General features: G+C 63.9%; 11 protein-coding genes and 1 pseudogene. 11 read left to right on the top strand and 1 reads right to left on the bottom strand.

Going from position 1 to position 13,669, the window contains the following annotated elements; genetic code table 11:
• The first annotated feature begins 298 nt into the window (after positions 1-298).
• The 9 genes from Sa4125_RS03355 to Sa4125_RS03315 all read left to right on the top strand — a co-directional run bounded on the left by Sa4125_RS03355 (position 299) and on the right by Sa4125_RS03315 (position 11,006).
• Positions 299-973: a GntR family transcriptional regulator gene (locus Sa4125_RS03355; protein WP_224003665.1), complete on the top strand. Its 675-nt coding sequence runs from the start codon at positions 299-301 to the stop codon at positions 971-973.
• 168 nt (positions 974-1,141) lie between these two features.
• Complete coding sequence (locus tag Sa4125_RS03350) at positions 1,142-2,146, top strand: ABC transporter substrate-binding protein (RefSeq protein WP_224003663.1); 1,005 nt, start codon at positions 1,142-1,144, stop codon at positions 2,144-2,146.
• Between the two features lie 52 nt (positions 2,147-2,198).
• The gene (locus Sa4125_RS03345; protein ID WP_224007491.1) at positions 2,199-3,728 is read left to right on the top strand and encodes a sugar ABC transporter ATP-binding protein; all 1,530 of its coding nucleotides are present in this window, start codon (positions 2,199-2,201) and stop codon (positions 3,726-3,728) included.
• A 92-nt stretch (positions 3,729-3,820) separates the two neighbouring features.
• The gene (locus tag Sa4125_RS03340) at positions 3,821-4,789 is read left to right on the top strand and encodes an ABC transporter permease (RefSeq protein ID WP_224003661.1); all 969 of its coding nucleotides are present in this window, start codon (positions 3,821-3,823) and stop codon (positions 4,787-4,789) included.
• A 68-nt stretch (positions 4,790-4,857) separates the two neighbouring features.
• Positions 4,858-5,874: a zinc-binding alcohol dehydrogenase family protein gene (locus Sa4125_RS03335; protein WP_224003659.1), complete on the top strand. Its 1,017-nt coding sequence runs from the start codon at positions 4,858-4,860 to the stop codon at positions 5,872-5,874.
• Positions 5,875-5,908: 34 nt separating this feature from the next.
• The gene (locus tag Sa4125_RS03330; RefSeq protein WP_224003657.1) at positions 5,909-6,238 is read left to right on the top strand and encodes an L-rhamnose mutarotase; all 330 of its coding nucleotides are present in this window, start codon (positions 5,909-5,911) and stop codon (positions 6,236-6,238) included.
• 144 nt (positions 6,239-6,382) lie between these two features.
• Positions 6,383-7,666 (top strand): IS66 family transposase, encoded by a 1,284-nt coding sequence (locus tag Sa4125_RS03325; RefSeq protein ID WP_223998294.1) that lies wholly within the window; start codon positions 6,383-6,385, stop codon positions 7,664-7,666.
• Between the two features lie 451 nt (positions 7,667-8,117).
• Complete coding sequence (locus Sa4125_RS03320; protein ID WP_224003655.1) at positions 8,118-8,357, top strand: helix-turn-helix domain-containing protein; 240 nt, start codon at positions 8,118-8,120, stop codon at positions 8,355-8,357.
• 531 nt (positions 8,358-8,888) lie between these two features.
• Positions 8,889-11,006, top strand: a complete 2,118-nt coding sequence (locus Sa4125_RS03315) for a methyl-accepting chemotaxis protein (protein WP_224003653.1) — start codon at positions 8,889-8,891, stop codon at positions 11,004-11,006.
• Positions 11,007-11,149: 143 nt separating this feature from the next.
• Here Sa4125_RS03315 and Sa4125_RS03310 read toward each other — a convergent pair.
• Positions 11,150-11,467, bottom strand: a pseudogene (locus tag Sa4125_RS03310) (YnfA family protein); the annotation flags it as partial.
• Between the two features lie 492 nt (positions 11,468-11,959).
• Between Sa4125_RS03310 and Sa4125_RS03305 the strand changes: the two are divergent.
• Both Sa4125_RS03305 and Sa4125_RS03300 read left to right on the top strand, forming a co-directional pair.
• Complete coding sequence (locus Sa4125_RS03305; protein ID WP_224007489.1) at positions 11,960-12,865, top strand: class I SAM-dependent methyltransferase; 906 nt, start codon at positions 11,960-11,962, stop codon at positions 12,863-12,865.
• Between the two features lie 11 nt (positions 12,866-12,876).
• Complete coding sequence (locus Sa4125_RS03300) at positions 12,877-13,614, top strand: pseudouridine synthase (RefSeq protein ID WP_224007487.1); 738 nt, start codon at positions 12,877-12,879, stop codon at positions 13,612-13,614.
• Positions 13,615-13,669: the final 55 nt, after the last annotated feature.

Here is a 13,669-nt window from a genome sequence, read left to right as displayed (position 1 = left end):
TTTCTACGCTCATATTATGAACCAAATTATAAAATTTTCCAGGTTATTATTGACTGCCCAAGCATATCACGGCCGCTTTAAAGCAATGCACACCATTCATATCCTGTATGTCGGTGACATGCCCCAGCGACATCGTCGCCCTCCCGGCATCGAAGGGCGGCGCGCAAGGCGGGCGGAACGGCCGAAGTTGCCGTCACTATGGCTCTCATGCCGACCGGAAAAACTCGATAGAAAATTTTTTATTTGACGGCGTTTCCACAGGCGTGTTGATCTCGGCGCGACACCGGAAGGGAGCGCAATGACGATCGGACGGCCGACACTGGCACGCCAGGCCTATGCGGAGATCCAGAGCAAGATCCTGTCGGGCGAGCTCAGTGCCGGCCAGCGACTGCTCCCGGACGAGCTCGCGCAGGAACTGGCCGTCAGCCAGACGCCGATCAAGGAGGCGCTGGCGCTCTTGGAACGCGACGGTCTCGTCACCGGCACCGATCGCCGGGCATCGCTGGTGCGCCGCTTCAGCGTCGCCGACATCGGCGAGATCTACGAGGCGCGCATTCTTCTCGAGACGAATGCGCTCAGCACCGGTTTTGCCGCGTCGCGGGTCGACGCAGCCTTCATCCGCAAGGCGTCCGATCTCTGCCAGGCGCAGCTCCGGCTGATGCCGGCGCGCAGCCAGGGCGTTCTGGTCAAGGCGATCGCGCTCGACCGCGAGTTCCACGAAATGATCATGAAGCTCGGCGGCAACGAGGTCTTGACCGGCTGGCATCAATCCATTCAGCTGCGCATCCAGACCGTTCGCACCTATTCGGTAGAGACCTACGTTTTCGAGCGGATGAGCCGGGAGCACCAGCGGATCATCGACGCTTTCGCCGGCGGCCGGATCGAGGAGATGGTCGCTGCCTTGCGCGATCATCTCGTCTCCAGCCGCGACGATCTCATCGCCCGGCGACCGGACGAGTTGCCCGTGCGCTAGGGGACCGGGGCAAGAGCCGGCACGGGGAGGCAGGGAGCTTTCGCCGGCACGGCCATGTGAGTACGAAGCCGCCGTCCGGGAGGGCGGTGACGGGGAGAGAGATCGCCTCACGCTCAGCGCCGGCGTGGGTCGCAATTCAAGTGCGCAATCATTTCTGGGAGGAAATCCATGTCGTTCACGAAACTTTCCGCACTGAGCCGTCGTGCTTTGCTTGGAACCGCTGCCGCTGCGCTTGTCGCCACGTCCGGCCTGCTGCCGTCTGGCTCGGCTTCCGCTGCCGACGTCACCATCCCGATCATCGTCAAGGACACCACGTCCTTCTACTGGCAGATCGTCCTCGCCGGCGCCCGCGCCGCGGGCAAGGACCTCGGCGTCACCGTGCCCGAACTCGGCGCACAGGCCGAGACCGACATCAACGGCCAGGTCTCCATCCTCGAAAACGCCGTCTCCGGTTCGCCGGCCGCCATCGTCATCGCGCCGACCGAGAAGGACGCTCTCGGCGCCCCGATCACGGAGGCTGCCGCCAGCGTTCCGATCATCGGCATCGACTCGTCGGCGTCTTCCGACAAGTTCTCGTCCTTCCTCACCACCGACAACGTCCAGGGCGGACGCATCGCGGCCGACGGCCTCGCGGCCGCGATTGCTGCCAAACACGGCGGCAAGGCCGAGGGCGACGTCGCGCTCATCACCAATGCGCCCGGCGCCGGCTCGCTCGAACAGCGCAAGGAAGGTTTTGTCGCGCAGTTGAAGGAGAAGTATCCGGGCCTCAACCTCGTCGCCGACAAATATGCCGACGGACAGGCCTCGACCGGCCTCAACATCACGACCGATCTCCTGACAGCCAACCCGAACCTCGTCGGGATCTTCGCCTCGAACCTCATCATGGCTCAGGGTGCCGGCCAGGCGGTCGCCGAGAACAAGGCGCAGGACAAGGTCGCGCTGGTCGGCTTCGACAGCGACGACAAGCTGGTCAGCTTTCTGAAGGAAGGCGTGATCTCGGCCCTCGTCGTCCAGGATCCCTACCGGATGGGCTATGACGGCATCAAGACGGCGCTCGCCGTCTCCAAGGGCGAGACGGTCGAGAAGAACGTCGACACCGGCGCGAACCTCATCACCACCGCCAACATGGAAGAGCCGCGCTCGCAGGAACTCCTCAATCCCAAAGTGAACTGAGCCTTCGTTCATCAAGGGAACGCCGGGAGGAGCGCGCGTGACAGAAAAGACCATCTTGCGTCCGGGGAGCCACGGCTCCCCGGCTGACGCGACCGCGCCTCCCGGCGCGCCCATTCTGGAACTGAGGGGCCTCGAAAAGAGCTACGGGCAGGTCCTCGCTCTGAAGCCCCTCAGCCTTGCCTTCGAGGCCGGCGAGATCCACGCCATCGTCGGCGAGAACGGCGCGGGCAAGTCGACGCTGATCAAGCTCCTCACCGGCGTCATCCGCCGGACGAGCGGCGACGTCATCTGGCAGGGTCGCCCCGCGGCACTCGCCACTCCGCAGGATGCGATCGACCTCGGCATCAATGCGGTTCACCAGGAAGTGGTGCTCTGCCGGCACCTGTCGGTCGCCGCCAACATCTTTCTCGGCGACGAGAGGGTCCGATACGGCCTCCTGCAGAAGCGCGAAATGACCCGCGCGGCTCAGGCGATCCTCGACGACATGGGTTTTCGCCTGCCGGCGGGCGCCGAACTGGGCTCGCTGACCATCGGCCAGCAGCAGCTGGTCGCCACCGCCAGGGCCTCGCTGCGCGGCACGAAATTCCTCATCTTCGACGAGCCGACCGCCTATCTCACGCGCCAGGAGGCCGACCAGCTGTTCACGCTGATCCGCCGGCTAAAGGCGGACGGGGTGACGATCGTCTACATCAGCCACCGCATGGAGGAGGTGTTCGAGCTGGCAGACCGCGTCTCGGTGCTGCGCGACGGCGTCCATGTCGGCACGCGGATGATCTCGGAGACCAACGACGCCGAGCTCGTGGCGCTGATGATCAACCGCTCGCTCGAACAGATCTACCACAAGGAAAAGATCGCGCTGGGCGCGACCATCCTCGACGTCCGCGACCTTTCCGGACCCGGCTTTTCCGACGTCTCGCTGTCGGTGCGCTCGGGCGAGATCGTCGGTCTCTACGGCCTCATCGGCGCCGGGCGGTCGGAATTCGTCATGGGCCTCTACGGCCGCACCGCCAAGACGAAGGGCGAGACCTTCTGGAAGGGCGAGAAGGTCGACATCTCGAGCGAGCGCAAGGCGATCGGCCTCGGCATCGCGCTGGCGCCGGAGAGCCGGCGCGACCAGGGCCTCTGCATGAACCTGCCGATCGGCCTCAACCTCAACCTGCCGATCTACGAGCGGCTGACGCGGGGGCTCACCGTGTCGCGCAAGCTGGAAGCGGAGGCCGCCGACGAGCAGATCAAGAGCCTCGGCATCAAGACGCCGAGCCGGCACTCGCTCGCCTCCTCCATGTCCGGCGGCAACCAGCAGAAGATCGTCATCGGCAAATGGCTGAACCACGGCGCCGAGCTCTTCATCTTCGACGAGCCGACGGTCGGCGTCGACGTCGGCACGAAGGCCGAGATCTACCGCCTGTTCGGCGCGCTCCTGAAGCGCGGCGCCGGCATCATCCTCATCTCCTCCTACCTGCCCGAGGTCTACGAACTGTCAGACCGGCTGCACGTCTTCCGCTCCGGCAGGCTCGTCGCCTCCAACGATTTCATGAAGAGCAGCCACGAGGAAGTCCTGGCGCAGGCGATCGGCGTGTGACCCCGTGACCCCACCCGCCTTCCGCCGACCGCCCCAAATCCCTGCCCCGCCACAACGAGGGCAGCATGCCCGCTCTGCCTGAGGAAACGCCCATGACGACCGACGCCACGCTGGCCCCGTCCGTCGCGAGACGGAACTACAGCTTTCTCTTCGCGCTGACCCTGCTCGGCTTCCTCCTGCTGCTCTGCCTGATCCTGACGGTGGCGACGCCGAACTTCGCCACCGCCAACAACATCGCTAACCTGCTGCGCCAGGGCTCGATGATCGCGATCCTGGCGCTCGGCCAGACCTTCGTCATCATCACCGCCGGCATCGACCTCTCGGTCGGCGCGATCGTCGGCTTCTCAACGGTGATCGTCGCCTTGATGCTGGAGGCAGGCTTCCCGATCTGGGTGGCGGTCGGCGCGACGCTGCTGCTGGGTCTTGCCATCGGCCTCTTCCACGGCTTTGCCATCGTGCGCATGGGCCTGCCGCCCTTCATCATCACGCTGGCGACGCTGACCTCGCTGCGCGGCGTCGGCCTCCTCATCACCAACGGCTCGACCATCAACATCAAGAACGAGGCCTTCAACGCCTTTTCGCGCGGCGATTTCCTCGGCCTGCCGAACCTCTTCTGGATGGTCGTCCTCGTCGCCGTGCCGGCCTTCATCTTCCTGCACATGAGCCGCTGGGGCCGCTATCTCTTCGCCGTGGGGTCGAACCCGGAAGCCGCGCGCCTGTCGGGCGTGAAAGTGTCGACGATGATCTACGTCGCCTACTCGCTCTCGGCCGTCTGCGCCGCCTTCGTCGGCGTGCTCCTGGCCGCGCGCATCGGCATCGGCAATGCGACGCAGGCCGAGGGCTGGGAACTCCAGGCGATCGCCTCCTCGGTGATCGGCGGCACCAGCCTCTTTGGCGCGGTCGGCTCGGTGCACGGACCGCTGATCGGCTCCTTCATCCTCGCCACCATCAACAACGGCGCCAATCTCCTCAACGTCAATTCGTTCTGGCAGCGGGTGATCACCGGCGTCCTCATCATCGTCATCGTCTTCTTCGACCAGCTGCGCCGCCGCAGCCGCTAGGAGCCGCTAGCGGCCGCTGACGGTCGTCGGTCGCCGGACGGGTCCCACGAAAGTTTCGAAAGCACCCCATGCAGGCACTCTTCATCGACGCGGTCGGAAAGACCCGGCTCGGCTCCATCGACGAGCCGGCACCGGGACCGGGCGAGATCGTCGTCGCGATCCGCCATGTCGGCCTCTGCGGCAGCGACCTCAACACCTTTCGCGGCCTCAACCCGCTGGTGCAGCTGCCGCGCATTCCCGGCCACGAGATCGGCGGCGAGATTGTCGCCGTCGGCGACGGCGTGCCGGCCGGCTATGCCGTGGGCGCCCGCGTCACGGTCCTGCCCTATACGAACTGCGGCACGTGCTCGTCCTGCCGCAAGGGCCGCACGAACGCCTGCCGCTTCAACCGCACGCTCGGCGTGCAGCAGGATGGCGGGCTGAAGGAGCGGCTGACGCTCTCCTTCGAGAAGGTCATCGTCAACGAGCGCCTGGCGCCCCGCCACCTCGCGCTGATCGAGCCGCTGTCGGTCGGGTTTCACGCCGTCGAGCGCGGCAGGATCACGGCGAACGACCGCGTGCTCGTCATCGGCTGCGGCATGATCGGCATGGGCGCCGTTCTCGGCGCGCTCGCCAAGGGAGCGGAAGTGACCGCCCTCGACATCGCCGCGGACAAGCTGGCGCTCGCCTGCGACTTCGGCGCCGCCCACAGCATCGACGCCGCCAGCGGGGACAAGGCCGAAGCGGTCCAGCGGATCACCGGCGGCGACGGTTTCGACGTCGTCATCGAGGCCGTCGGCGTGCCCGAGACCTTCACCGAGGCGATCGATTTTGCCTGCTTCTGCGGCCGCGTCGTCTACATCGGCTACTGCAAGGCGCCGGTCAGCTACCAGACGCAGCTCTTCAACCTCAAGGAGCTTGACATTTCAGGCTCGCGCAACGCGACCCTCGCCGACTTTTCCGCCGCCGCCGCCTGCCTCGAAGCCATGGGCGAGACCGCCGACCGGCTGATCACCCGGACCTTTGCCTTCACCGACGCCGACAAGGCCCTGCCCTACTGGGACATGCACCGTGCCGACGTGCTGAAGATCATGATCGAGGTCTGATGGACCGGTTCGTCCGCACGGCAGGAGAAGCAGAGTGAAACGCTACGCCATGACGATCGGGCTGAAGCCCGACTGCATCGACGAGTACAAGCGCATCCACGCCGCGGTCTGGCCGAGCGTTCTGGCGACGCTGTCGAAGTACAACATCAAGAACTACTCGATCTTCCTGCAGGAGCCGGAAAACCGCCTCTTCGGCACTTACGAATACCACGGCAGCGACCACGCCGCCGACCAGCGCGCCATCGCCGCCGACCCGGAGACGCAGCGCTGGTGGGAGATCACCGACCCGATGCAGGTGCCGCGCGAGGGGCGCGCTGCCGGGGAATGGTGGGCGATGCTGGAGGAAGTGTTTCATCTGGATTGAGGGGGGTTGCGATGGTGTCAGCAATAAACTTCTGGCAGCTTTCGACCCATTCAAGACGCTGGGGGCATTGTTCATCACACCCGACAGCGGACGGTAATTACCCACCCCCTTGTCACGGGCCGAATTCCCTGAATCCATGGACGGATGGATCGCGGTGATTTGCAGCGTCTGACGAAGGAAGAGTTGATCGATCTGGTGCTGAAGATTCAGCGTCCGGAGAAGACGTCACGCACATCCTCGAAGCCTCCGTCTAGTGACCGCAAGGAGCGCCGTGAGCAGGCAAGACCTGGCGGCGCCAAGCCCGGTCACGAAGGCCACAGCCGAGCGATGGGTGAGGATTTCGATCGGCTCGTCGATCACCGTCCCGAGCAATGCTCCTGCTGCCAGGCAGCCCTGGCCGATAGCCTTCCCGCGGAGATCGGCGGCACGTACGAGACGGTCGATCTGCCGGAGATCAAGCCGTTCGTGACGCGTCATCGCCGGCTTTCGGTTTGTTGTCCTTCCTGCGGCACGCTTGTCTCAGCGGGATTGCCCGATGCGGCAAGGGGGACGCCGTTCGGGCCGCGGCTGCATGCGGTGGCGACCTATCTTAAGACCTTCCAGGCCCTGTCCTATGAACGGCTTCAGAAAGCTCTGGCCGATCTCTTCGGCTTGCAGATCAGCCAGGGCGGGCTGATGAACATGCTGCGCCGGGCGCAGGGCACCTTCGTCGCCGACCGCGATCTCGCCATTGCCGCCCTGCGCCGCTCCAAGGTGGTGGCCTCGGACGAGACCGGCGTTCGCATCGAAGGCAGCAACGCCTTCCAATGGGTGTTTCGCTGCGATGACGCAGTCGTCCATCGTGCCGCTCCGACCCGTGGTGCCATCGTGGTCAGGACCCTGATGGACGGGCACCGGCCAAAGGTCTGGTGTTCCGATCGCTACTCTGCCCAGCAGGGACATGCCGACGCCCATCAGACCTGTCTGGCTCATCTGGCCCGCGACGTCGCCTACGCCGAACAGGCGGGCGAGGATCTGCTGCCGTCGCGGCTGCGGATCTGGCTGTCCAAGGCTTTCGCTTTGGCCAGCGGCATCACGACCTTCGCCGCATCGACCATCGTCGCCAAGCGCCGTGCACTGGAGCGAAGTCTTTCCGAGATCCTCGCCGCACCGACCTCCTGCCCTTTCGCTCGAGTGGTCCAGCACAAGTTCAGGCGAGCGCGCGACCAGCTCCTGACCTTCACTCTCTGGACCGGGATGGTCGAGGCCACCAACAACGGCTGCGAGCGCGCCCTGCGACCGGCCGTGATCCAGCGCAAGGTCACCAACGGCTATCGATCCATGTGGGCCGCCGAAGGCGAAGCTGACATCCGAACCGTCGTCGATACCGCCCGGCTGCGCCAAGGGGGCAACGTCTTCAACACAATTCTCGAGACGGTAGGCGCCTGACATTCTACGGAATGCGGGGGTGGGTAATTACAGCGGACGTGCCTGGAATGAAACAGAATACCAGAATTCTGTTCAATGACATTCATCTCTTAAGCCTGACGAGATCGAAAGCCAATTCTGAGCAATTGCGTTCTGGGCGTTACTTCTGAAAATCCATCATCATCTCATTTACACGCCATTAATTTCAAGCGAACGTTATGCATGTCGCGATACGAAAATTTGAAATATTTTTAGTGGAATTATTTAACGATAATACACTGGCATGATTATTGCAGCGCGTAGCGGATGACCTGACTGTGGCGTGATTTTCTTGGTATTTGCGGCGGTGATTCCCTTATCCTGGACGGGATGAGGGAGAGGTTCATGGCTCCGGAGATCAGCGACAGACATTCGGCATGTGAGCTTCGGGCGATGGCCCGCCGGGGAAAGGAATGGCCGTGTGGCGAGCCGGATGCTGGCGATCGCCAACGCGGCGGACCGGGTGAGCCGAGCGGATGCTGCGCGGGCCGCCGGCATGGATCGGCAGACGCTCCGCGACTGGGCGGTTCGCTGCGGCGCCGAAGGAATTGCCGGGCTGCATGATAGGCCCGAGGGTCATCCTGCGCCGCGGCTGACGGAGGGCGAGTTGGCGGCGCTGGCAAACGTCATCTTCTATGGCCCTGATCCCGAGAAGGACGGCATCTCGACCTGAACTTTGCCGGAACTGTGCCGCTGGATTGCCACCGAAAACTTCGAACGCTTCATCTCGCTCTGCAATTACCCACGGATCAAAGGGGTCAGTTCATAAGCTCGGCGGTATTATAGCGTGGCATTTGGTAGCAGAAATAATAAATTCTTTATTATCTAGGCAGAGTGAATGTACTGTCGCGCTACAGACCAACCTAAAAGAAAATAGGTCTTCGTGCCGTGTTAATTTGCTCGATTTCGTGCCCTTTTCTAAATAAATATTAACAGACAGCATGGGCACAGCCCAGAGGTTGAAGATGCGCTTCCATTCGATGCAAACGAAAATTGCGGTACTTTCCGGCGTATGCGTTCTCAGTGTCACGGGAGCGCTGATGGTCAATGGCATTATCGCTACCGGAGCGAGTCAAGAATTCGTCGGCAGGACCGTCGGAGACTGATCGATGTCAAGACCAGAGAAAGTCTCGCTGGCATTGCCGCGACGCAAGCGGGAAACATTCGAACGACGCTTGACCATGCATTCGACGCCGCCCGGATCATGGCCCGCTCCTTTGAGACGATGGCTGCGGAAAGGGGTGCCGATCCGCAGGCAACGTTCGCAAGGCGTACTCAGTTCAATTCTATCCTTCTCGGCGTTCTGAATGACAATCCGGGCTTCAACGGCACGTACAGCGCCTGGGAACCAGGCGCGCTCGACGGCAATGACGACGCATATAAAGGCCGTCAGGACGTGGGGTCAGATGTCACCGGACGCTTTCTTCCCTACTGGACCCGAGATGCAGCAGGGCAAGTCGCTGTACAGCCACTGGTCGAGTACGATAGCCAGGAACTTCATCCGAACGGCGTCATGAAGGGCGGCTGGTACATCGGCCCACAGGAAGGCAAGGGCGAGAGCATCCTTGCCCCGCTTCCCTATGTCGTGCAGGGCAAGAACGTCTACCTTGCCACCATGTCGGTGCCGATCATGATCGACGGCAAATTCCGCGGCGTGGCGGGAGCTGACTTCGATCTAGGATTCGTCCAGAAGATCGCTGTCGACGTCAAAAAATCGATCTACGGGGGCAGCGCCTCCGTATCGATCGTCAGCAATGACGGATTGGTCGTGGCATCAAGTGAGAAGCCAGAGGCGATTGGCCAGTCGATGGATAGTGCAGGGCTGGATGCGCAGCGTTATCTGCCGATCGTTCGCGACGGACGGGCCGATGTCTCGACCGGGACGGAGACCACCATGGCTGTCACTCCCGTCGTGCTCGGCCGCACGAATACGCCTTGGTCCGTGATCATAGAACTTCCGACCGCCGTTGCTAGAGCAGATGCCGCTAAGCTGGATGCCGCATTGGCATCCCGCAACGCTGACGACCGGTTATTTCAGTTCATCGTGGCTTTAGTCGTCGGTCTTATCGGGATCGCGATTATGTGGATTGTCGCGCGCAGCATTGCAAGCCCAATTGGCCTCATGACGGCCGCCATGCGGCGCCTGGCCAATCGCGATCTGGCAACTGACATTCCCGGGGTTGGTCGAGGCGACGAGATCGGACGAATGGCCGAAACTGTGCAGGTCTTCAAGGATAACGCGCTAAGAGCCATCGAGCTTGAGGGAGAAGCTAAGGATGCGCGCTCCCAGACGGAGGTAGAACGGGCACGGACCGAAGACATGCGTCGCAAGTTGGAAGCAGAGCAGAAGTTCGTGGTCGAATCGCTGGCTTATGGTCTCGACCAGATAGCAAATGGCAATCTTACGGCCGATCTCGACAAACCGTTTCCTGACGACTATCGACAGATCCAGAGTGACTTCAACGCCGCTATTGGTAAGCTCCGAGATGCTATGGGCTCAGTGGCACTTTCGGTCCAGAGCATTAAAGGCCAAACCGCCGAGATCAGCACGGCATCCGATGACATGGCGCGCCGGACTGAACAGCAGGCAGCTTCTCTTGAGGAAACCGCTGCCGCGCTAAGCGAGGTGACGCGCGCCATCCGTTTAACGGCGGAGAGCGCAAAGCAGGCCGCAGATGTCACGATCCAGACTCGACTGGGTGCCGAAAAATCCGGCGAAGTCGTCTGCCAGGCTGTTCTTGCCATGGGTGAAATCGAGAAGTCGTCGGACCAGATCGGTAGCATCATCGGAGTCATCGACGAGATTGCCTTTCAAACTAACCTTCTTGCCCTCAACGCCGGCGTCGAGGCCGCCAGAGCCGGGGAAGCCGGACGCGGTTTTGCCGTCGTCGCTCAGGAGGTACGTGGCCTTGCTCAGCGCTCCGCGGAAGCCGCCAAGGAGATCAAGACTCTGATTGCCACTTCCACCACCCAAGTCGCCAAGGGCGTCAGTCTGGTTGCCCAGACCGGAACTGCGCTGGAGAAGATGGTCGAGCAAGTTGCAGAGTTAACGACGCTGATTTCCGGTATCGCCGTGTCCGCCCAGGAACAGGCGGTTGGATTGAACGAAGTCAATACCGCGGTGAACCAGATGGATCAGGTCACCCAGCAGAACGCCGCGATGGTCGAACAGTCGAGCGCTGCCAACAAGGAGGTTGCGGATGGTGCCGAAGAACTGAGGCTCCTTGTCTCGCAGTTCCAAACAGGACAGAAGACGGCGTCGCCAGGTCGCGATCGTCATTCAAATGTCGTGGTGCCGTTTTCGAAGACTGCATTACGATAATTTCTCGCCCGCAGGAATCCGGTTGAAGCAGGATTACCAGTTCTGTTTCAACCATGAACCGCTATCCGAACGGCACATTTCGACATACCGTTCGTGAATGCGGACAGACCGCTTTTCCGCCCGAAATCCTCCCTCACGCCCCCCCGCGGCGCGAACAAGATAATCCCCGCACCGACGAGACACACGCCCGCGCCCAAAATATCCCAGCGGTCCGGGCGAAAGCCCTCGACGGCCCAGAGCCAGGCGAGCGAGGCGGCGATGTAGACGCCGCCATAGGCGGCGAAGGCGCGGCCGGCCTGGTCGGCGGGGGAGAGGGTGAGGAGCCAGGCGAAGGCGGCGAGGGCGGCGAGGCCGGGGAGGAGCCAGAGCGCCGAGCGGTCCAGCCGGACATGCGCCCAGAAGGCGAAGCAGCCGGCGATTTCCGCCAGCGCCGCGGCGGCGTAGAGGGGAAGCGTCGTCATCGTTCTCGTCTCCGTCTTTGCCCGACGCGCGAAATGACATCCCGTGTCCGCGGCGCGCCGCCGGCTCGTTTCGTCTTTTCGTGCCGCCGGCTCTTCACGTCTGGTCGTGACGCCTTGTCGTGCCGCGCTCGCTACGTCTCTGCGTATCGCCGGCTCGTTGCCCCCGTTTGTGCCGCCGGCTCTTCCCGTCGTGACGTGCCACTGCCTCGTTACGTCCAAGGCGCTCGGGGGTCGCCCGCAAATGCCCGACCGGCAAGCACCTCGTGCGTCAGCGGCATACACGCCACCGGCCGCATTGGATTTGAGAAGTCGGCTTACCATTTGCCTCCGCCATCCCTCGCGCCCCTGCCGCAAGCCGAGACCGCGGGCCCATCACCGCGCGTCCCGCCTCCGGCATAGCCTTTGCCCGCGCGGCGATATAGAGACGCGCCAGGATATGACGGAGATTTCGTGGCTGAAAAACTGATCACCGGCGTCTATGGCGCCCCGCCGCTGGACCTTGTCGCGCTCGGCGCCGAGGCGCTTGGGCCCGATGTCGTGCAGTTCTCGCCGCTGGTGCCGGGCGCTGCGGCGCTGGAGGCGCTTTCGCCCGGCAGCCTTGCCGCGATGACGATCCTCGCGCCCCCCGGCACGGTCGAGCGGCGCTATGTCATCGCGCTGGCGCTGAAGGCGCTCGGCCCCGGCGCGGCCCTGACGGTGCTGGCGCTGAAGGACAAGGGCGGTTCGCGCATCGCCAAGGAGCTCGCGGCCTTCGGCTGCGATGCCGGCGAGACGTCGCGAAAACATTTCCGGATCTGCGAGACGCTGCGGCCGGAAACCTTTGACCGCGAGGGGCGGGAATTCATCGCGACAGCCATCGAGGCCGGCGCGCCGCGGCTTGTCCCGGAACTGGGCTTGTGGACGCAGCCCGGCATCTTCTCCTTCGACCGGCTCGATCCCGGCAGCGCCCTCCTCCTCGACCATCTGCCGGCGTTTTCCGGCCGCGGCGCCGATCTCGGCTGCGGCATCGGCGTGTTGTCGGCTGCCGTCCTGCGTTCGCCGAAAGTCACCGCGCTGGCGCTCGTCGACATCGACCGCCGCGCGGTGGAAGCGGCCCGGCGCAATGTCGGGGATGCGAGGGCGAGCCTGCGCTGGGCCGATGTGCGGACGGCCGAGCTCGGGCTCGCCGGGCTCGACTTCGTGGTGATGAACCCGCCTTTCCATGACGCCGGCATCGAGGACCGGGGCCTCGGCCAGGGCTTCATCCGCCAGGCCGCGACCATGCTGCGGCCGGGCGGTTTTCTCTGGCTCACCGCCAACCGGCATCTGCCTTACGAAGACATCCTGAAGCCGCTGTTCAAGCTCGTGACGAAGCGCGCCGAGGACGGGGGCTACAAGATCTTCGAGGCGCGCAAGTGAAGTTCTCGACCATGCGGCTCGACCGCCTGCTCGCCAATATGGGCTATGGCTCGCGCCGCGAGATCCAGATGCTGGCGCGCAACGGACGCATCCTCCTCGACGGGGCGCCGGTCGAGGACGCGGAAAAGCGCATCGCACTCTCGCCCGATCTTGCCGCGCGCATGGTCGTCGACAGCGAGGCGCTGGACCCGATCCCCGGCATGGCGCTGCTCCTGCACAAGCCGCTCGGCGTCACCTGCTCGCACAAGGAGGCGGGCCCGCTGGTCTACGGCCTGCTGCCGCCGCGCTGGCGACGGCGCGATCCGGCGATCTCGACCATCGGCCGGCTCGACAAGGAGACGTCGGGTCTCCTCCTGATGACCGACGACGGCGCCCTCCTCCACAAGGTGATCTCACCGAAGAACCATGTGCCCAAGCGCTATGTCGTGACGCTCGACCGGCCGCTCGCCGGCACCGAGGCGGCGATCTTCGCCGCGGGCACCCTGATGCTCGACGGCGAGGACAAGCCGCTGCTGCCGGCCGTGATGGAGGTCTCGTCGCCGACGACGGCCACGATCACGTTGACCGAGGGGCGCTATCATCAGGTGCGGCGGATGTTTGCGGCCGTCGGCAACCACGTCACCGCGCTGCACCGCGACCGGATGGGCGGGCTCGGTCTCGGCGATCTCGAGCCCGGCGCCTTCCGCCTGCTCGGGCCGGAAGACCTGGCGCTGGTGCTGCCGCCCGCCGCAGTTCCGGCGAAAATCTAGCCCGGCAGGGCTCGGGCGCCTTTGCCGGGAGCACGCCCGGCCCCAGATGGAGCGG

The sequence above is a fragment of the Aureimonas sp. SA4125 genome, assembly GCF_019973775.1.
GTDB lineage: Bacteria > Pseudomonadota > Alphaproteobacteria > Rhizobiales > Rhizobiaceae > Plantimonas.
This window is presented reverse-complemented; position numbering and strand designations above follow the sequence as displayed.